This is a genomic window from Candidatus Merdisoma sp. JLR.KK011 (assembly GCF_036941125.1).
Taxonomy (GTDB): Bacteria; Bacillota; Clostridia; order Lachnospirales; family Lachnospiraceae; genus Laedolimicola.
Genome location: NZ_JAYWSZ010000004.1, coordinates 1772783 through 1792503 on the forward strand (window position 1 = coordinate 1772783; position 19721 = coordinate 1792503).

Annotated in this window: 16 protein-coding genes; 13 read left to right on the plus strand and 3 right to left on the minus strand. The window is 52.3% G+C overall.

Annotated elements, in window-relative coordinates:
* The first annotated feature begins 3 nt into the window (after nt 1-3).
* The 3 genes from VV089_RS22365 to VV089_RS22375 all read left to right on the plus strand — a co-directional run bounded on the left by VV089_RS22365 (nt 4) and on the right by VV089_RS22375 (nt 3706).
* A complete protein-coding gene (locus tag VV089_RS22365) occupies nt 4-1218 on the plus strand; it encodes a homoserine dehydrogenase (RefSeq protein WP_334337467.1) in 1215 nt (404 codons plus the stop codon).
* A 6-nt stretch (nt 1219-1224) separates the two neighbouring features.
* A complete protein-coding gene (locus VV089_RS22370) occupies nt 1225-2427 on the plus strand; it encodes a cofactor-independent phosphoglycerate mutase (RefSeq protein ID WP_334337468.1) in 1203 nt (400 codons plus the stop codon).
* Nucleotides 2428-2497: 70 nt separating this feature from the next.
* The gene (locus VV089_RS22375; RefSeq protein WP_172543500.1) at nt 2498-3706 is read left to right on the plus strand and encodes an aspartate kinase; all 1209 of its coding nucleotides are present in this window, start codon (nt 2498-2500) and stop codon (nt 3704-3706) included.
* A gap of 121 nt (nt 3707-3827) precedes the next feature.
* On the opposite strand, the gene VV089_RS22380 is transcribed toward VV089_RS22375, so the two are convergent.
* Both VV089_RS22380 and VV089_RS22385 read right to left on the minus strand, forming a co-directional pair.
* Nucleotides 3828-4589 (minus strand): DUF975 family protein, encoded by a 762-nt coding sequence (locus VV089_RS22380; protein WP_334337469.1) that lies wholly within the window; start codon nt 4587-4589, stop codon nt 3828-3830.
* Nucleotides 4586-4960, minus strand: coding sequence for a hypothetical protein (locus VV089_RS22385; RefSeq protein ID WP_172543502.1), 375 nt, complete (start codon nt 4958-4960; stop codon nt 4586-4588). The genes VV089_RS22380 and VV089_RS22385 overlap by 4 nt, the downstream gene beginning before the upstream one ends.
* 149 nt (nt 4961-5109) lie before the next feature.
* On the opposite strand from VV089_RS22385, the gene VV089_RS22390 reads away from it, so the two are divergent.
* Entirely contained in the window at nt 5110-7263 is a 2154-nt protein-coding gene (locus VV089_RS22390; protein WP_334337470.1) for a Tex family protein, read from the plus strand.
* A gap of 27 nt (nt 7264-7290) precedes the next feature.
* On the opposite strand, the gene VV089_RS22395 is transcribed toward VV089_RS22390, so the two are convergent.
* Complete coding sequence (locus VV089_RS22395) at nt 7291-8118, minus strand: hypothetical protein (RefSeq protein WP_334337471.1); 828 nt, start codon at nt 8116-8118, stop codon at nt 7291-7293.
* Nucleotides 8119-8468: 350 nt separating this feature from the next.
* Here VV089_RS22395 and VV089_RS22400 point away from each other — a divergent pair, with 350 nt between their 5' ends.
* From VV089_RS22400 to VV089_RS22440, 9 genes are all read left to right on the plus strand, one after another.
* A complete protein-coding gene (locus VV089_RS22400) occupies nt 8469-10409 on the plus strand; it encodes a DUF4910 domain-containing protein (RefSeq protein WP_334337472.1) in 1941 nt (646 codons plus the stop codon).
* Nucleotides 10410-10436: 27 nt separating this feature from the next.
* Nucleotides 10437-11660 (plus strand): pyridoxal phosphate-dependent aminotransferase, encoded by a 1224-nt coding sequence (locus VV089_RS22405; protein WP_334337473.1) that lies wholly within the window; start codon nt 10437-10439, stop codon nt 11658-11660.
* Between the two features lie 27 nt (nt 11661-11687).
* A complete protein-coding gene (locus tag VV089_RS22410; RefSeq protein WP_334337474.1) occupies nt 11688-12665 on the plus strand; it encodes an ABC transporter permease in 978 nt (325 codons plus the stop codon).
* Nucleotides 12646-13524 carry an ABC transporter permease gene (locus VV089_RS22415; protein WP_334337475.1) on the plus strand — a complete coding sequence of 293 codons (879 nt, stop codon included), beginning with the start codon at nt 12646-12648 and terminating at the stop codon, nt 13522-13524. Before VV089_RS22410 ends, VV089_RS22415 begins: the two co-directional genes overlap by 20 nt.
* A gap of 17 nt (nt 13525-13541) precedes the next feature.
* Nucleotides 13542-14519 carry an ABC transporter ATP-binding protein gene (locus VV089_RS22420; protein WP_442891591.1) on the plus strand — a complete coding sequence of 326 codons (978 nt, stop codon included), beginning with the start codon at nt 13542-13544 and terminating at the stop codon, nt 14517-14519.
* Nucleotides 14512-15459 (plus strand): ABC transporter ATP-binding protein, encoded by a 948-nt coding sequence (locus tag VV089_RS22425; protein ID WP_334337476.1) that lies wholly within the window; start codon nt 14512-14514, stop codon nt 15457-15459. The genes VV089_RS22420 and VV089_RS22425 overlap by 8 nt, the downstream gene beginning before the upstream one ends.
* A 140-nt stretch (nt 15460-15599) precedes the next feature.
* On the plus strand, nt 15600-17171 hold the full coding sequence (locus VV089_RS22430; RefSeq protein ID WP_334337477.1) for an ABC transporter substrate-binding protein: 1572 nt from the start codon (nt 15600-15602) through the stop codon (nt 17169-17171).
* An 89-nt stretch (nt 17172-17260) separates the two neighbouring features.
* The gene (locus VV089_RS22435) at nt 17261-18337 is read left to right on the plus strand and encodes a M24 family metallopeptidase (protein WP_334337478.1); all 1077 of its coding nucleotides are present in this window, start codon (nt 17261-17263) and stop codon (nt 18335-18337) included.
* Between the two features lie 68 nt (nt 18338-18405).
* Complete coding sequence (locus VV089_RS22440; RefSeq protein WP_334337479.1) at nt 18406-19692, plus strand: M24 family metallopeptidase; 1287 nt, start codon at nt 18406-18408, stop codon at nt 19690-19692.
* Nucleotides 19693-19721 lie beyond the last annotated feature (29 nt).

Consider the following 19721-nt stretch of genomic DNA (forward strand, 5'->3'; position numbering starts at 1 on the left):
AAAATGGTACAAATAGCAGTTATGGGCTACGGAACCGTAGGGTCCGGAGTCGTAGAGGTATTGAACACCAACCAGGCCAGCATCAACCGCAGAGCCGGGGACGAGATCAACATCAAATACGTCCTGGATCTGAGAGAATTTCCCGGCGACCCTGTAGAATCCAAATTAATACATGACTTTGAAACCATCGTAAACGATCCCGAGATCCGCATTGTGGTAGAGGTTATGGGTGGGGTAGAGCCGGCATACACCTTCACCAAGCGCTGCTTAGAGGCGGGAAAAAGCGTCTGCACCTCCAACAAAGAGTTGGTTGCCAGACATGGAGCCGAGCTTCTTGAGATTGCCAGAGAACGGGAGCTTAACTACTTATTCGAGGCCAGTGTAGGCGGCGGAATTCCCATTATCCGCCCTTTGAACTCTTCTCTGACCGCAGACGAGATCATTGAGATAACAGGAATTCTCAACGGAACCACCAACTACATCTTAAGCCAGATGACCCACGAGGGTATTGACTTCGAGACTGCTTTAAAGGAAGCCCAGGAAAAGGGCTACGCAGAGCGCAGCCCCGAAGCCGACGTGGAAGGCTACGACGCCTGCCGGAAGATTGCCATTCTCACCTCTTTAGCCAGCGGCTGCCAGGCAGACTACGAAGACATTTATACAGAGGGCATCACAAAGATAACGGCCGAGGACATCAAATACGCCCGGAAGATGGGCCGGGCTATTAAGCTGTTAGCCACCAGTAAAAAGGAAAACGGCCGCTTCTTTGCAATGGTAGCCCCTTTCCTCATTAATGAGATGCATCCCCTGTACAGCGTCAACGACGTATTCAACGCCATTTTTGCCAAGGGAAATGTACTGGGCGACGTGATGTTTTACGGGAGCGGTGCAGGGAAGCTGCCGACTGCCAGCGCCGTAGTGGCCGATGTGGTAGACGCGGCCAAGCATTTGCACCGGAACATTATGACATTCTGGAGCAGCCGGAAGCTGGAGCTGACCGACCTAAGCGACGCCAAACGCCGCTTCTTCGTCCGGGTTAAGGGAAATAAAAAGACAGACGCAATCAAAATGGCCGAGATCTTCGGGCCCATCGAGGTAGTGACTGCAGAACTGGCCGGTGAATTCGGCTTTATCACAGGAGAATATACAGAAGCGGAGTACAAGGAACGCGCCGCCAGAACAGACGCCGTTATCCATATGATCCGCGTGGAAGGATAGAAGGCTATGAAATACGTAATCATTCTGGGAGACGGCATGGCAGACGAGCCCATAGAAGAGCTGGGGGGAAAAACGCCCCTGGAATATGCCAGGACTCCCGTGATGGACGACCTGGCCGGCCGATCTGAGGTGGGCCTGGCCTGCACCATTCCTCAGGGAATGAAGCCCGGAAGCGATACCGCCAACCTTGCGGTTCTGGGCTGCAATCCAAGACAGTACTACACAGGCCGCTCTCCGCTGGAGGCTTTGAGCATAGGCGTGGATATGAAGGAGGGCGATATTGCCATCCGAACCAACCTTGTCACCTTATCTGAGGAGGAAGAGGCTTATGAGGACAAGCGGATTCTTGATCACAGCTCCGACGAGATAAGCACCGAGGATGCGGCAGTCCTTCTGGAAGCCGTCCGCAAGGAGCTGGAGGAGGATGCTTACCATTTCTATGTGGGAACAAGCTACCGCCATCTGCTCATCTGGTCAAAGGGAAGCGTCACAGAGCTGACGCCGCCCCACGACGTGCTGGGACAACGGGCAGGCGATCACCTTCCGGCGGAGGAGAAGCTTCGGGCCATGCAGAAAAAAAGCTATGAGATCCTCTCAAAGCATCCAATCAATCTGGAGCGGAAGGCAAAGGGCCTCAATCCCGCCAACTCCTGCTGGTTCTGGGGGGCCGGGACACGTCCCTCACTGCCCTCCTTTGAGGGGAAATACCATAAAAAAGGTGCGATGATATCTGCCGTGGATTTGCTCAAGGGAATCGCCGTGGGAACAGGAATGGCCAATATCCATGTAGAGGGAGCCAACGGCGGACTTCATACCAATTATGAAGGAAAGGCTCAGGCAGCCGCAGCCGCCCTTTTAAAGGACGGGTTTGATTTTGTATATGTTCATGTGGAGGCGCCGGACGAGATGGGGCACCAAGGCAGCGTGGAAAAGAAGGTACAAGCCATCGAGTATCTGGATGAGAGAGTGATACGTCCCATCCGGGAAGCCCTTGATAAGGCGAAAGAGCCTTACCGGCTTCTGGTTCTGCCGGATCATCCCACGCCCATCCGGGTGCGGACTCATACAAGCGATCCCATTCCGTATCTTCTGTATGACAGTGAAAAAGAACTTCGCAGGATTGGCGCATATAATGAAAGAGAAGCAAGGATAAGCGGCATCCTTGTGGAGCAGGGGTATGAGCTGATTCAAAAATTATTTGAGAACTGATATCCGCCCGGCAGTCATTTCGGCATACACAGCCGGTAAACTGATAAATAGATAACGAGGAGAAAAAGCAATGCTGATAGTGAAAAAATTTGGAGGCACCTCCGTAGGCGACAAAGAAAGAATATTCAACGTAGCCAGACGGTGTGCCGAGGAGTACAGAAAGGGAAATGACATCATCGTAGTTCTTTCCGCTATGGGCAAATCCACCGACGATCTGATTGCCCTGGCACAGACCATCAATCCCAATCCCCCCAAGCGGGAGCTTGACATGCTGCTGACTACAGGAGAGCAGGTGTCCACGGCGCTGATGGCCATGGCCTTTGACACCATGGACGTGCCTGCAGTATCCTTAAATGCCTTCCAGGTAGCCATGCATACCACCCGTGTCCACGGAAACGCCAGATTAAAACGCATCGACACCGACCGCATTATGCATGAGCTGGAGCACCGGAGAATCGTCATTGTCACAGGCTTTCAGGGCGTGAACAAATACGACAACTACACTACCCTGGGCCGGGGAGGCTCCGACACCACAGCCGTAGCCCTGGCAGCGGCCCTTCATGCAGACGCCTGCGAAATCTACACGGATGTGGACGGCGTATACACAGCCGATCCCCGTTACGTGCCCAAGGCAAGGAAGCTTGAGGAGATCACCTACGACGAGATGCTGGATCTGGCGACTCTGGGCGCAGGCGTGCTTCACAACCGCTCGGTGGAAATGGCAAAAAAATACGGCGTACAGCTTGTGGTACGCTCCAGTCTGAATGATCACGAAGGGACAATTGTTAAGGAGGAAACAAACGTGGAGAGAATGTTAATCAGTGGAGTGGCACTGGATAGAAATACAGCCAGAATTTCCGTAATCGGATTAAAGGATCAGCCGGGAATGGCATTTAAGCTGTTCAATATGCTTGCAAAGGAGAACATCAACGTGGACGTGATTCTGCAGTCCATCGGCAGGGAGAACAGCAAGGATATTTCCTTTACCGTATCCAGGGACGAGGCAGATGAGGCAGTAAAGATTCTGGAGGGCAACTTAAGCCGCGTGGGAGGAAAGAGCATTTCCTGCAACAAGGAAGTGGCCAAGGTTTCCATCGTAGGAGCCGGCATGATGTCCAACCCCGGCGTGGCGGCCAAGATGTTCGAGGCTCTCTATAACCAGAACATCAACATCAACATGATCTCCACTTCCGAGATCCGCGTTACCGTACTTATCCATGAGAGAGACGCAGAGCGCGCAGCCAATGCGGTACATGACGCATTCGGCCTGGAAGAGTAGAGTCTTTGAAAAACAGTTAACCAATCCATATAAAAAAGACAGCCGGGAAATGGTTTTTATACATGCTCCCAGCTGTCTTTTTTGTTTTCTAATGCCTTAAGCTGCTTAGGAAACTTAAGAATCACACAAGGATCGAAATCTGCGGTTCTTCCGGAAGCTCCTGATGGCTGACCTCCATATAAAACTGGCTCATCGTCGTATGGAAATACGGCTTCACCCAGAGAAGCGCAACGCCGGAGGTTCCTCCGATGAGCAGCACATAGGGAAGAAAGCTGAGCCACAGCTTAAATAAGCGCAGGTAATTTCCTTTCAAAAGACGGCGGCTGGTTCCAAGAGCCTCGTGAGCGGAAAGGTACGGCTGATCCAGAAGCACGTAGCAGGCCAGTCCATAAGGAAGGGATGCAAGAAGAGCCGGAAGAATCCCGGCCAGAACCAGCAGGCAGATGGGCAAAGAGGCCTTTATCAGATCAAGAGGCTCCAGGTTGACCGGAAGCTTCTGAATCTCAAGTATAGCAGGAATAAACCATACCAGAGCCAGAAGATAGCGGAATGCATAGACCAGAATAAAGGTATCCGGCTGGTTTTTATAGGCATAAAAAAGCACGGGAACCACAGGCTCCTTTTTCTTGCGGCTTAAGAGATAGACATAGCGAATCAGGCCCACTTCAAAAAGAGAGCCCAAAAGCGCCGTGATCAGCCATAAGATATAATAAAAAGCAATGCCCACCGGCTTTTCCGAAGTTCCAAGCCCTGTATACTGCAAAATGATGGCGGCAGTAAAGGAATACAGCATCAAGGAGCAGGCCGCATTGGAGGCAAAGAAATATTTTCCCTCTAATACGCAGCGGGCCCTGCGCTTCAATTCTCTGGACGGGGTAGTCATAATCCGTTACCTCCTGTCCGCAGGCTGTTCATATAACTATCTGCAAGCTCGTTTAACAGCTGCTGCACCTTCACAGGGTCGTTCAGGACATCCGCTCCGAACCTCTGTTTCAGAAATTGTTCTACATACAGAACCGCAATGGAAAGCAGCACTGCAATCACAATGGCAAAAGAGGAAGCGATAAAGCCGGCGATGGCCTTATCCGGCATCCGAAAGCCGCTTCCCCGGGAGAGGATGGCAAAGAGAATGCTTAAGCAGCCGCAAAAAAGGGCATAAAGCGGCCATGTAAAGGAAAGTCCAATGGCAATTACGCCAAATGTAAGGGATGAGGTAGCCATTGGATTTGTTTTCGTCCGTTGTAATGGTTCCATAAATAAACCTCCTGTATTTCTGCCTTTATCATAGCACAGCTTTTGGCGAAAAACAAATGCTTCTTGCGAAGGCGCCTGGTTTTGTTTATAATAGGAATATTGAGAAAACAACTTGAAGGGCCATACATAGAGAACAAAGGAGTTAATACATGGATATTCTGAAAAAACTAACCGAAGAGCTTAGCATACAGCGCTGGCAGACCGAGGCGGCCGTGAAGCTCATTGACGAGGGCAATACGATCCCCTTTATCTCCCGATACCGAAAGGAAGCCACAGGCTCCTTGAACGATGAGGTTCTGCGCAATCTCAACGAGCGTCTTTCCTATCTGCGCAATCTGGAGGAGAAAAAGGAGCAGGTTCTGGGCAGCATCCGGGAGCAGGGGAAGCTGACGGAGGAGCTGGAACAGCAGATTCTGGCGGCAGAGACCCTGGTTGTGGTGGACGACCTGTACCGCCCCTACCGCCCCAAACGCCGCACCCGCGCCACCATCGCCAAGGAAAAGGGCCTGGAGGGATTGGCCGATGTGATCCGCCTTCAGATGACAAACCGTCCCCTTGCCGAGGAAGCGGCTGCCTATGTGTCAGAGGAAAAGGGCGTGCTTACCCCGGAGGAAGCCATAGAGGGGGCCGGAGACATTCTTGCAGAGTCCGTCTCCGACGAGGCCGATTACCGGATCTATATCAGGAAGCTCACCTTTGACGAGGGAAAAGTAATCTCCGCAGCCAAGGACGAAAAGGCTGAGAGCGTCTACGAGATGTACTATAACTTCGAGGAGCCGGTAAAGAAGCTTGCCGGGCACCGGATCCTGGCGCTGAACCGGGGAGAGGCGGAAAAGGTTCTCACCGTCAAGATTGAGGCGCCGGAGGAGCGCATTCTGCGTTATCTGGAGAAAAAAGTGATTGTAAGAGACAATCCCCACACAACCCCGGTTCTAAAGGCAGTGATAGAGGACAGCTATAAGCGCCTTATCGCTCCGGCCATCGAGCGGGAGCTGCGCAGCGCCCTTACGGAAAAGGCGGAGGACGGAGCCATCAAGGTATTTGGAAAGAACCTGGAGCAGCTTCTTATGCAGCCTCCCATCGTGGGTCAGGTGGTTCTTGGCTGGGATCCGGCTTTCCGCACCGGCTGTAAGCTGGCGGTGGTAGATGCTACAGGCAAGGTTCTGGATACGGTTGTGATATATCCCACGGCGCCCCAGAACAAGATAGCAGAGGCAAAGGCAGTCTTAAAGAAGCTGATTTCCAAGTACCACATTACCTTGATTTCCGTAGGAAACGGCACGGCGTCCAGAGAATCGGAGATGGTGATTGTAGAGCTTTTAAAGGAACTGCCCGTAAAGGTTCAGTATGTCATTGTCAATGAGGCCGGGGCTTCTGTCTACTCTGCAAGCAAGCTGGCCACAGAGGAGTTTCCGAATTTTGATGTGGGACAGCGCAGCGCAGCCTCCATTGCAAGGCGTCTCCAGGATCCTCTGGCGGAGCTGGTAAAGATTGATCCAAAATCCATCGGGGTCGGCCAGTATCAGCACGACATGAATCAGAAGAAGCTCAGCGAGGCTCTGGCCGGGGTGGTGGAGGACTGCGTCAATAAGGTGGGCGTGGATCTGAACACGGCTTCCGCTTCCCTGCTGGAATACATTTCCGGCATCAGCAAGACCCTGGCAAAAAACATCGTCCTTTACCGGGAGGCCAACGGCCGTTTTACGAACCGCCGCCAGCTTCTAAAGGTGGCCAAGCTAGGTCCCAAAGCTTATGAGCAGTGTGCAGGTTTTATGCGCATTGCCGGAGGGGACAATCCCTTAGACGCAACCAGCGTGCACCCGGAATCCTACGAGGCGGCCGGGAAGCTGCTTGCTTCCATGGGCTACAGCGGCGAGGATCTGCGAAAGGGCGGGCTTACAGGGCTCTCACGCCAGGTAAAGGATGTGAAAAGGCTTTCCGGCAGCCTGGGAATCGGGGAGATCACCCTTCAGGATATTGTAAAAGAGCTGGAGAAGCCGGCAAGAGACCCAAGAGACGAGATGCCAAAGCCGATTCTGCGCACGGATGTGCTGGAGATGAAGGATCTGACACCTGGCATGAAGCTTAAGGGAACGGTCCGCAACGTCATTGATTTCGGTGTCTTTGTGGACATCGGCGTACACCAGGACGGCCTGGTGCACATTTCCCAGATTACCGATAAGAAGTTTATCAAGCATCCCCTGGAGGTGCTGAGCGTGGGGGATGTGGTGGAAGTGAAGGTGCTGAGCGTGGATCTGCAGAAGAAGCGGATTGGGCTGACGATGAAAGGTCTTGGACAGTAGGCATTGACAGGAACAGAACCTTTCCCGTCAAGTCGCTTTTTGACTCCTCCGGGCCTTCTGCTTCTCCTTCCGGTACTGCTTCTCGGCCATGTAGATCTCCTCATGCAGACGGGGATTCGTTATTTTAATGTATTTTCCCTTTACCCCTTTTGACTTTGTACTGATGACGCCGGCGGCCTCCAGCTTTTTGAGGGCGCCGGACACTGTGGAATGGGTGGAGTAGCTCTTCTGGGCCACGGCGTTTAGGAAAATATCGCCCTCAGTGCCGCCCATGGCATCCAGAACCGCAGACACAGAGCGCAGCTCGCTGAAGGTTAAGGAATTGACAGCCAGCTTTGCAGCGGCAATCTCCAGGGACTGCTGCTGGATGCGCGTCTGTGCCTGGCGCAGCATTTCCAGTGAGATAATGGCGCTTGTATATTCGCAGAGTATATTGTCCATCTGGGAGAAATGATTCCCGTACCGGATGAGCAGCATACCAGCCGTCTTTTGAAAATTGGAATAAATCGGATACAGAGAAAAATAGCGGTCGTCAAATTCACAGATTTTCACATCTCGATAAGTACAGACAGGAAGCTGCTCGTACTGGTCAATCACAGCCTTATCCGCAGACAGAAAAATTTCATAGTAATAAGGCGGAAGCTGTTCTTCCTTTAAGGAACATTTCGTGTAGGGACACTCAAAGGCATCGGCAATGGAGTAGGCGAAAATGCGGCCCTCCCGGCTGAATACATAGATGTTGCAGCCGATGATATTGCAGAGCTGATCACACAGTGCGCTCAAGGGAGTGAGAGTGGTTGCAGATTTGCTGAAAATGGAATTCAGCTGTTGGATTTTTCCTAAAAGAGCATCCATTGTTTGATCTCCTTTCTGAGAGCCGAAGGGGTGAAAAGAATTCTGAATTCTTGATTTCCAGTATAAGGAAGGAAACCGGGGGCAAAAGACTTCACCTTTGGTAAAATCACATAAAAATCAAGAATTCCGTTTGTGCAGTTTGCTTATTATCTTGAAAAAAACCGAAAATCCTAAAATAAGATATCACGTTAAAGTGTAAAAGGATTCTGAATTCTCGCAATTTTCATTTTATCTTTGTTTCTATGATATACTTTTAACAACCTAAATTCAACAGATTTCTACATTTCCCGAATCAGGAAAATTACAGACGCAAAGTTTAGAGGTTTTAAAAAAGTCTTGGGAGAAAAACAGTGACAGACAGTAAAATTTTTTCTATTACGAATAAAATATACAACTGCTGCCAGAGCGAAAGAGCCTTTCGCATGGTAAAAGAGATTGCGCAATATCACCGGATTCAGGCATCCCGGGGCTACCGTGAGGCAGCGAAAGCTTCCTGCAGGCTTTTGAGAGACGCGGGCCTTGAAGCCCGGATTTTGAGCTATCCGGCGGATCTAAAGAAGGTATGCTTTACCCAGCGCATGTTCCGGGAGTGGAGGTGTGAGGAAGCGTGGCTTGAGCTTACATTTCCCTGGAAGGAGCGCATGGCATGCTTTTCCAGGGAGGAAATGTCTTTGATTCAGCGGAGCGCCCCTGCGGATTACTCCGGCCGGGAGACGCCGATTGTATACGTGCCGGATGATGCGGATCCGGAGAGATTTGAAGGCGATCTGGAAGGAAAGATCCTCTTTGTGGAAAACGGCTTTGAGCGCTGGATACAAAAGGTGAAGGACTGCCGGGGAGCAGCCATTCTCACGGTATCCATGCCGGAGATAAAACCAGTCCGGGTAAATATGAGCGAGGATGAAGAACTGAAAGAAGCCCATGCAAACTTAAGCTTCCATCACTATACAGAGGAGTCGGAAGCCTCCCTTCGGGGGTTCGCCCTCACTCCGCGCATGGGGAAGGAGCTTCGCACCGCCTGCCTCTCCCTTGGGAAGGAGGGAAAATACCCCAGAGCCCGCTTCAAGATAGACGCCTCCTTTGAAAATGGCTTTCTGGAGAATGTGGAGGCCGTTATTCCCGGCGAGAGCCAGGAGGAGGTGCTGCTTACGGCCCATCTGTGCCATCCCCGTTCCAGCGTCAACGACAATGCCTCCGGGGCGGCCTGTGCGGCGGAAGCTATGATTGCCCTTCACCAGCTGATTAAGGAGGGCGGCCTGCCAAAGCCAAGGCGGACCATACGGCTTCTCTTGATACCGGAATTTACGGGCGCTTACGCCTACCTTGAGGAGCATGAGGGAGAGCTTGAAAGGATCGTAGGCGGCTTTAATGTTGATATGACAGCCGGCAGGCAGGACGGGAATGCAGGCCCTATGATCCTGGTGGACACTCCGGATTGTGCGCATTCCTTTTCCGGGGATTTGGGAGAGGCAGTTTTCGAGGCCCTTTTGGCAGAGTGCACCTTTGGAGGCGTCACATCAGTTCCTCTCTTCTCCTTTGTGAGAGTGCCTTTTGTGTTCGGCAGCGATCATTACATACTTTCCGATCCCACGGTGGATATCCCGACGGTGGCTCTGACCCAGTGGCCGGATAAAACGTATCATACCAGCGCCGATTCGGCGGAACATCTGGATCCGGGGCTTCTGCGCCGCGGTGCAGCAGCGGCGGCATCCTACTGCTATCTATACAGCTCTCTGACAGGAGAGCTGCTTAAGGAGCTGCTTCCTGTTACGGCGCGCCGGTTTTTTGCAAGGATTGATAAGCTGCGAAGAAGCGCTTCCGGGGACAGAGATGAAAAGGCACGCCATCTAAGGCAAGTGATAGAGACAACCCTTCTGCGGTACGCCTCCCTCTTTTGTGGGGAGGAGAAAAGAGAAGCAGAGGAGCTTCTGGAACAGGAGAGGCGTCTTTACGAAGCTCTGCTGTCAGGCTTTGGAGAGGCTGTGGGAAGGAAAAGCCGGGGCCCTGTTCCAAAACGTCTTTTTAGGGGACCGGCGGCTATGCGCTGCCTTTTGGCAGAGATGACAGAGGGACAGAGAAGGCGGTGGAAGGAGCTTACGAATCACTATCCGCAGCTTTCCTTTGGCATGGATTATATTTTTTATGAGACAGACGGCGTCCGGACGATCGAAGAAGTGGCGGACTGTGTGCGCTGCCAGACAGATACGGACTGCCTGGAAGGGCTGCCGGCATTCTATGAATTTTTCCGGGAGCTCGGGCTGATTGAGCTGGCAGAGGGAGAAAAGCTTTGAGAGTGAAGATGGAAAGGGAGAAAAACTATGATAACTGAAAAGATGATTCCGGCTTTTCAAAAGGCGGAGGGCGGACTTTTTTCCTCAGTGGAAAAGGCGGATGTAGGCGATGCTGTGGTAAAGCTGAAAGAGCGGGGAGTGGCGCTGATGTCCTGGGCCGATCCCTTTTACCCGGATCCGTCCATGCCGCCCCATGTGGCGGAGGCAATGATCGAATCCATTCGAAGCGGATTCGCCAGTCATTACACGATGCCCATTGGAAGCGGAGAGCTGAAAGCAGAGATTGCAGAGAAACTGAAAAAAGTGAACGGCCTTACGGTAGTTCCCGACAGGAATATCATCATTACCCCAGGCTCCGATTCAGGTCTCTTTTTTGCAATGCTGCCCTTCATCCATGAGGGCGACGAGGTGATGATCGTAGATCCCAGCTATCCCAATAATTTTCAGAACACGGAGATTATGGGCGGCGTCATAGTTCGGATTCCGGTCTATGCGGAAAATGGCTATCAGTTTAACATTTCCGATTTTGAAGAGAGACTCACGAAGAAGACGAAAATGATTGTCCTCACCAATCCCAACAATCCTACCACGACGGTTTACCGAAGGGAGAAGCTTCTTGAGCTGGCTGATTTTGCGGTGAAAAACGATTTGGTGGTCGTTGTGGATCAGGCCTTTGAGCAGCCTGTATTTGACGGCATTGAGATGGTGACGATAGCGGCTCTGCCAGGCATGTGGGAGCGGACGGTTTCCGTATTCTCCTTTTCCAAGGGAATGGGCTTAAGCGGGCTTCGGGTGGGCTATCTGGTGGCCGACGATCCGATTATGGACAAGCTGTACGGCGCGGCAGTGTCGGTAGTGGGGGCGACCAATACCTCCGCCCAGGTAGGCGCCATAGCGGCGCTTAGGGACGACAGCTTTATGGGAAAGTACTTCGAATGCTTTGACAGGCGAAGAAGGATCGTCTACGACAGTCTCCATGATATTCCGGGGGTGTCCATGCAGCTTTCCGAATCCGGCTTCCTTTCCTGGGTGGACGTCTCGGGACTTGGGACGGAGAGCGAGGTGCTGGCTTATCTGGGGGAGCATGCCCTTGTCTCCATCAATTCCGGCGCGCCTTACGGGGAGGAGGGAAAAGGCCATATCCGTATTGTGCACGGCGTATTTTCGGATAACCAGGTACTTGAGGAAGCAGTGGGAAAAATGAGAAAGGCGCTTTTCCGGCTTGCCAAAGAAAAGGGCCTGTGTGAATAAAAAATAAAAAAGAAGGAGCGAAAAAAAGTGTCCAAATACATTGGAAAGAGACTTTTGATGATGATTCCGGTTCTGCTGGGCGTTATGATCATCGTGTTCACCATTAACTTTCTGACACCGGGCGATCCGGCGCGGATGATCTTAGGCGACGGCGCGACCCCGGAGGCTCTTGCTCAGGTTACGGAGGAACTGGGGCTCAATGATCCCTATCTGGTCCAGCTGGGAAGGTATATCGGAAATGTGGTGTTCAAACTGAACCTGGGCGAGTCCTATATGACAGGCAAGCCCGTATTTGAGGAGATTGCCTCCCGTTTTCCCACAACCGTGAAGCTGGCTGTATTCAGCGTGTCCATCTCCGTGCTTGTGGGTGTTTTTGCAGGAATTATTTCCGCTACAAAACAGTACTCCGTATTCGACAGGATAGCCACCTCCTTTTCCCTTCTTGGCGTATCCATGCCGACCTTCTGGGCGGGACTGATGGCAGTGCTGATCTTCTCCGTAAAGCTGGGCTGGCTTCCGGCCTCCGGTTCCTACGGGCCGGAATACTGGGTGCTTCCCTCCTTTACCCTGGGGCTTCACTCCTCGGCCACGGTTATGCGTATGACCCGTTCCAGTATGCTTGAGGTAATCCGGGCAGACTACATCCGCACCGCCAGGGCCAAGGGACAGAAGGAAAAATGGGTGATCATTTCCCATGCGCTGAAAAACGCCATGATTCCCGTTGTAACGGTTATTGGTATGCAGTTCGGCGGACTTTTGGGAGGCTCTCTTTTGATAGAGACGGTATTTGCCATTCCGGGATTGGGCAAATACATCATCGACAGCATCAGCACCCGGGATTACCCGGTGGTACAAGGAGGCGTGCTCCTGCTTGCGATTTCCTTCAGCCTGGTAAACCTCCTGGTAGATATTCTGTATGCTTACCTGGATCCCAGAATCAAATCCCAGTACAAGACTGTAAAACGAAAGAAGGGAGGTGCAGACAATGCAAAAAGTACAAACTGAAACAGGAAAAACCGTAAAAACAGGCTTCTGGCGCGACGCATGGCACCGGCTCTGTAAAAACAAGGGCGCTATGCTGGGACTCTTCCTTCTGCTGGCTCTCATCCTGTGCGCCTTGTTTGCCGGCGTGCTTGCGCCTTACCCTTATGACCTGCAGGATTACTCCCACATCTTTGAGGGGCCAAGCGCGCTCCACCTTCTGGGCACCGATAACTTTGGACGGGATATTTTAAGCCGTATTATCTACGGAGCACGTATCTCCCTCCTGGTGGGCTTTTCCTCCATTATCACAGCGATTATTGTTGGAGGGCTTTTGGGAGCTGTCGCCGGCTTCTACGGCGGAAGAGTGGACAACTCCCTGATGCGCGCCATGGATATTCTGATGTCCATTCCCGGTATGCTCATGGCAATCTCTCTGGCGGCGGCTATGGGGCCGGGCCTGGCCAATATGGTAATAGCCATAGCCATTGCGGATATTCCCGGCTATGCCCGTGTGGTCCGCTCCTCCGTGCTCACCATCAAGGATCAGGAATACATAGAGGCTGCACAGTGTATCGGCGCATCCGATTCGCGCATTATTCTGCGCCATATTATACCGAACTGTATCGCACCCATTATCGTACAGGCAACCCTGGGCATGGCCGGAGCCATTCTTTCCGCTTCCTCCTTGAGCTTTTTGGGGCTGGGGATTCAGCCGCCCACGCCGGAGTGGGGGTCGATGCTTTCCTCTGCAAGACAGTACATTATGAACTATCCTCACATGTGCATCTTTCCGGGCGTGGCCATTATGATTACGATTTTTGCTCTGAATATGCTGGGCGACGGTCTTCGGGATGCCCTTGACCCGCGTTTGAAAAACTAAGGAGGCGCTGACTGAATATGGAAAACATACTTGAAATCAAAGACCTCACAATTCAATATCGTGCGGATAACCGGGTTGTGGAGGCGGTAAATAAACTGAATCTTACCCTTGGAAAGGGCGAAAGCTTAGGCCTGGTGGGAGAGACCGGAGCTGGCAAGACGACGACGGCTCTTGGCATCATGGGATTGATTCCGGATCCGCCCGGAATTGTGACCGGAGGCGAGATTCTCTTTGAGGGCGAGGATCTGCTAAAGCAGAACAAGAAAAAGATGCGCTCTATCCGCGGAAAGAAGATCTCCATGATCTTCCAGGATCCCATGACCTCCTTAAATCCCGTAATGACCGTGGGCAGTCAGATTGCCGAGAGTATCCGGATTCACGAAAAATGCTCCAAGGCGGATGCTGCCGTGAAGGCCGTAAGGATGCTGGAGCTGGTAGGTATTCCGGGAGAACGCTACGGAGAGTATCCCCACCAGTTTTCCGGCGGCATGAAGCAGAGGGTGGTGATTGCCATTGCCCTTTCCTGCAATCCGGAGCTTTTGCTGGCGGACGAGCCGACCACGGCCCTTGACGTTACCATCCAGGCCCAGGTGCTGGATCTGATTGTAAAGCTTAAGAAGGAAAATCAGACCTCCATGATTCTGATAACCCACGATCTGGGCATTGTGGCTGAGGTCTGCGACAAGGTAGCAATCATGTATGCCGGAGAGATTGTGGAGTATGGAAATCTGGAGCAGATATACAATCACACCTGCCATCCGTATACCAAGGGGCTGTTTGGCTCCATTCCGGATCTGGACTCCCATGTGAAGCGGTTAAACCCCATTCCGGGGCTGATGCCGGATCCGGCAGATCTGCCTGCAGGGTGCAGCTTCTGTCCCCGGTGTGCCTGTACCTGCAGCCGCTGCCAGAGTGAGAACCCGGATATGACAGAGGTGGAGCCGGGACATTTTGTAAAATGCTTTCAGATTGGAAAGGAGGAGGAACATGTCTGAGCTTTTGAGAGTGGAAGGACTGAAAAAATATTTTAAAACCCCAAAAGGACAGCTCCATGCGGTAGACGGCGTTTCCTTTTCCATTGAGAAGGGAAAAACCTTAGGCGTAGTAGGAGAGTCCGGCTGCGGCAAGTCTACCCTGGGGCGCTGTATCATTCATCTTCTGGACACCACGGACGGGAAGATATTCTTTGAAGGAAAGGATATTACCAATATCAAGAAAGAGGATTTGAAGGAATCACGCAAAGATATGCAGATGATCTTCCAAGACCCCTTTTCCTCCATCAATCCCCGGATGACCGTGAAAAGCATCATTATAGAACCCATGGTAATCCACAATATGTACAACGGCGACAAAGCCATGCAGGAAGAAAAGGTGCTGGAGATTATGGACACCGTCGGCCTTGCAAGACGCCTTGCGGATTCCTACCCTCATGAGCTGGACGGCGGACGCCGGCAGCGCATCGGTATCGCCCGGGCCCTGGCTCTGGAGCCCAAGTTTATCGTCTGTGATGAGCCTGTTTCCGCACTGGACGTATCCATCCAGGCGCAGATCTTGAATCTGATGCAGGATCTGCAGGAGGAGAGGGGACTGACTTACATCTTTATCACACACGATATGTCTGTGGTAAAGCATATCTCGGACGACATCTGCGTTATGTATCTGGGGACTTTGGTGGAGAAGTGTCCGGCGGACAAGCTTTTTGAGAAACAGTACCACCCCTATACGCAGGCCCTGCTGTCCGCAATTCCCATAGCAAAGGCGGGGGCCAGGAGGGAGCGGATTCTGCTTAAAGGCGAGATTACCTCTCCCATTAATCCGGAGCCGGGCTGCCGTTTTGCGCCACGGTGCCTCTATGCAAAGCCCGAATGCTTCAAGGAACAGCCAAAGCTTAAGGAGCTGGAGCCGGAACATTTTGCAGCATGCCATCTGTATTAAACAGTTGACATAAAATGGTTCATAAAATAGTTTCATTGGAAGCTGTTTTTTGATAAATGCAGGAATGCAGATTAAAAACAGCGCCTTTTGGGCAGTATCTGGCAAAGGGTGCAAAACTGGAGTGAGAAAGGAGAAAAAACATGAAAAAGTTCAACCGTGTACTGGCGCTTCTTCTTGTATTGGCCATGCTGGCGGCAGCAGGATGCGGCGGCAAGGGCAAGACGGAGGAAGGCCAGACAGGAACAGGAACAGAGACGGGATCCGGAGCGGAGGGAGGCACAAAGGATACCCTCACAATCGCACAGGGGGCTGATCCCGTATCTTTAGACCCCTATGGAACAACGGATACGCCGGCTATCCGGGTGGCAAGCTGTATTTTTGAGACCCTTGTAACGAGGGACGACAACGGAGAGATTGCTCCGGGTCTTGCAGAGTCCTGGGAGATCGTAGACGACACCACTTATGTGTTCCATTTAAGACAAGGGGTGAAATTCCACAACGGCGAGGAGCTGAAGGCAAGCGACGTGGCGTTTTCCTTCTCTAAGATTGCGGAATCTCCCCATGCAAGCTCTATCCGTGCGACCATTGACTTTGAGAATTCCAAGGCTGTTGACGATTATACCTTTGAAATGAAGATGACTGAGCCCTTCGGCCCGATCCTGAACCATCTGGGACATGCGGTTATGGCTATCGTGAATGAGAAGGCTTACACGGAAGCAGGGGATGCAGTCGGCCAGAATCCGGTGGGAACCGGCCCTTACAAGTTTGTGAGCTGGGCGGCAAGCGACCGCATCGTTCTGGAGGCAAACCAGGAGTACTGGGGAACTGCTCCGGTTATTCCCAATGTTATCTGGAGAACTATTCCCGAGGTTGCCACCCGTTCCATAGAGGTTGAGGCAGGCGGTGTTGATGTGGCTGTAGATATTCAGGCGTCGGATGTAGAGCGTCTGGAGAGCAAGGAAGGCGTTGAGGTATTCCGGGAGGTAGCTTCCTCCATCAACTTTATCGGCCTTAACACGACCAAAGCGCCTTTTGACAATGTAAAGGTACGCCAGGCAATTGATCTTGCCACCGACAAGGAAGCCATTTACAATGTGGTTTACCAGGGAACCGGCACGATTGCAGAGGCTCCTATGAGTTCTGTGGTATGGGCCTATAACGATCAGCTTCCCAAGCATGAGTACAATGTGGAGAAGGCAAAGGAGCTTCTGGCAGAGGCAGGCTACGCAGACGGCTTTAAGATGACGATGACAACAGACGAGAGCCAGGCGCGCCAGGATACGGCGGAGATTGTCCAGTCTCAGCTGGCTGCTATCGGTATCCAGGTAGAGATTCAGTCTCTGGAGCGTACTACTTACATCGGCGAGGTATGTGCCGGTACACTGGAGGCCTTCTCTCTTGGCTGGTCATCCGATACAGGAGATCCGGACTATGCTTTGTATGCAAGCTTCCATTCTTCTCAGCACGGCGAGGGCGGCAATATGTCCTTCTACACCAACGAGGAGGTTGACCGGCTGCTTCAGCTTGGGCGTACTTCTACGGATCAGGAAGAGAGAAAAGAGGCTTACCTTGAGGCCCAGGCAATTGTATGGGAAGAGGTTCCGTGTATCTTCCTTCAGTGCCCGGAGGATTTGTATGCTTATAATTCCAATCTGAAGAATTTCAGCGTATACTCCAACGGACAGATGAAGATTCCGGAGTTTTCCTTCTAAGGAGTGAGGTTAGGGAGCTGTCGGAACAGAGCGGCAGCTCCTTTTTGGGTTTTTGTGAACCAGGCAGAAAGATTAAGGAGATATTTGGCATGAATGGTGATAAGGGGCGGATACTGCGGATCCGGGAGTTCCTTCGGGAGAAGGAGCTGGATGCGGCTCTGATTTTCAGTCCTTCCAACAGGCGTTATATGTGCGGATTTACGGGAAGCACCGGCTATGTGGTAATCACAGAGACGAAATGCTGCTTTCTTGTGGACTTCCGTTACCAGGAGCAGGCGATCAAGGAGTGCCCGGACTGGGAGGCGGTAAAGATTGCCGGGGAGGCGGATGTGTGTTCCTGGCTTTGTGAGCAGGGCTTTTTGCGTCTGGGCGTGGAGCATGACTTTGCGACACTTCGGTTTTCGCACCTGCTGGCCCAAAAGGGGCTGAATGCTGCGGGGGATATCAGTGATGTGCTGCTTGAGCTTCGCATGGTAAAGGATGAGGAGGAGCAACGCAGGATACAAAGGGCCTGTGAGATTACAGACCTTGCCTTTGAGCATGTGCTTGCAAGGCTTACTGAGGGGATGACGGAGGCGGAGATTGACGGTATCCTACAGAGCTATATGCGCGCTTACCCAGGGGTGGAGCGCATGGCAGACCGGTTTATTGTGGCGTCGGGAGAGCACGGAGCGCTGCCACACGGCATTGCCGGGGAACGGCGTGTACGGCGGGGGGATTTGATTACCATGGATTTCGGCTGCTGCTTTCGGGGCTACTGGTCCGACGTGACAAGAACCGTATGCTTAGGAAGAGCAGGAGAGAGGCAGAGGGAGATTTATGAAGTCACGCTTGCGGCTCAGGAGGCGGCCATTCAAGGAGTGATGCCGGGAAAAACCGGACGGGAGATCGATGGGATTGCCAGGAAGGTCATAGAGGAGGCCGGGTACGGGGAATATTTCGGCCACGGCCTTGGGCACAGCTTTGGGCTTGATATCCATGAGAGCCCTCGCTTTGCGCAGAATGAGGCAGGCGATATTCCCTTGAAACCAGGGATGATAATGACCGTGGAGCCGGGGATTTATCTTCCTGGCTTTGGGGGCGTCCGCATCGAGGATGATATCCTCCTCACAGAGAACGGCTGCAGGAATTTGACGAGAGCGGCAAAGCAGTTGATAGAATTATAAAAATGGTGCATTCTTTAGGGAATGCGGAACTGGGAAGGATATTACGGAACTGGAATAGGAGAAGAGGAATGTATCAACAGACAATTGAGAAGATGAAGCAAAAGCTTGAGGCCGCAGGCCTTTACCCATTGAAGGCCCAGGCGGAGCTGAGCACCCGTATCTTGAAGGAACGTCTTGACGTAATTCTGCCCTGGGCCATGGAAAAGTCCGGGATGGACATGTGGGTGGTGCTCTCCCGGGAAAACTGTGAGGATCCCATCATCCATACGCTTTTTACATGGGATATGCCGGAGGCCAGAAGAATCAGCATTTTACTCTTTCACCGGAATGAAGAGACCGGCGCGATCCGCAGGATGGCAGTAGGCATGCACTCCCCAGAGATGAGCAGTATTTACGAAAATGTGCAGGAAAAGGAAGAAACCGTCTGGCAGGCGGCAGCCCGTATCGTGGCGGAGCTGGCACCAAAGAAAATAGCGGTAAACAGAAGCTTTCTGTACGGTTTTTGCGACGGACTGTCCTCTACACTCTATGAGAATCTTAAGGAGGCAGTGGGAGAGCTCTATGCATCACGCATCTGTGATGGAGAAGAACTGACAGTGCGCTGGCTTCAGAGGGTGTCTCCGCTGGAAAAGGAGGCCATGAAGGTTTTGACCAGCGTAACCCATGATATTGTAGATTATACCTTTAGCAAAGCTTTTGTGAAGCCTGGAACGACCACCACCACAGACATTGAATGGTGTATGCGCGAGATGATTACAGCCCTTGGTTATTCCTACTGGTTTGGAGCAGATGTAGATTTGCAGAGAAAGGGAAGCAGTGTATCCAGAATGTTTCACGAGGTAATTCAGCCGGGAGATCTGCTGCACTGTGACATCGGGCTCAACGGACGCTATGTACATCTGCACACGGACATGCAGTGGGCAGCGTATATTTTAAAGGAGGGGGAAACCGGGGCGCCGGAGGAATTCCAGGTGCTTCTTGACAAGGGAAACCGCTTCCGGGAGATTGTAATGGAGGAGCTTAAGGAGGGCGTCACAGGCAATGATGTTTTTGCCTGCTCAGTAAAGAGGGCAAAGGACGAGGGCATCCGCCCCATGCTTTATACCCATCCCCTTGGAACCTTCGGCCACGGCGCCGGCCCAAGCATCGGACAATACGGCAATCAAGGCTTCCTGCCCGGCCACGGCCAGCGGCCTGTGGAGGATAAAACCTGCTATGCCCTGGAGCTGAATGTGTATGATGACGCAAAGATCTGGGACGGGCAGCAGGTGTTCATGTATCTGGAGGAGGATATCTGCAAGGACGGGGCTGTTGAATATCTGGACGGACATCAAGAAAGACTGCTGCTGATCTGAGGATCAGCGGCAGTTTTTTTTGTGTGCCC

Excerpts from the sequence above, each read along its gene's own strand:
- VV089_RS22395 (WP_334337471.1), bottom strand. The coding sequence starts at position 8,118 with ATGGATGCTCTTTTAGGAAAAATCCAACAGCTGAATTCCATTTTCAGC.
- VV089_RS22370 (WP_334337468.1), top strand. The coding sequence starts at position 1,225 with ATGAAATACGTAATCATTCTGGGAGACGGCATGGCAGACGAGCCCATA.
- VV089_RS22365 (WP_334337467.1), top strand. The coding sequence starts at position 4 with ATGGTACAAATAGCAGTTATGGGCTACGGAACCGTAGGGTCCGGAGTC.
- VV089_RS22405 (WP_334337473.1), top strand. The coding sequence starts at position 10,437 with ATGATAACTGAAAAGATGATTCCGGCTTTTCAAAAGGCGGAGGGCGGA.
- VV089_RS22430 (WP_334337477.1), top strand. The coding sequence starts at position 15,600 with ATGAAAAAGTTCAACCGTGTACTGGCGCTTCTTCTTGTATTGGCCATG.
- VV089_RS22375 (WP_172543500.1), top strand. The coding sequence starts at position 2,498 with ATGCTGATAGTGAAAAAATTTGGAGGCACCTCCGTAGGCGACAAAGAA.
- VV089_RS22425 (WP_334337476.1), top strand. The coding sequence starts at position 14,512 with ATGTCTGAGCTTTTGAGAGTGGAAGGACTGAAAAAATATTTTAAAACC.
- VV089_RS22420 (WP_442891591.1), top strand. The coding sequence starts at position 13,542 with ATGGAAAACATACTTGAAATCAAAGACCTCACAATTCAATATCGTGCG.
- VV089_RS22385 (WP_172543502.1), bottom strand. The coding sequence starts at position 4,960 with ATGGAACCATTACAACGGACGAAAACAAATCCAATGGCTACCTCATCC.
- VV089_RS22415 (WP_334337475.1), top strand. The coding sequence starts at position 12,646 with ATGCAAAAAGTACAAACTGAAACAGGAAAAACCGTAAAAACAGGCTTC.
- VV089_RS22435 (WP_334337478.1), top strand. The coding sequence starts at position 17,261 with ATGAATGGTGATAAGGGGCGGATACTGCGGATCCGGGAGTTCCTTCGG.
- VV089_RS22440 (WP_334337479.1), top strand. The coding sequence starts at position 18,406 with ATGTATCAACAGACAATTGAGAAGATGAAGCAAAAGCTTGAGGCCGCA.
- VV089_RS22380 (WP_334337469.1), bottom strand. The coding sequence starts at position 4,589 with ATGACTACCCCGTCCAGAGAATTGAAGCGCAGGGCCCGCTGCGTATTA.
- VV089_RS22390 (WP_334337470.1), top strand. The coding sequence starts at position 5,110 with ATGGATATTCTGAAAAAACTAACCGAAGAGCTTAGCATACAGCGCTGG.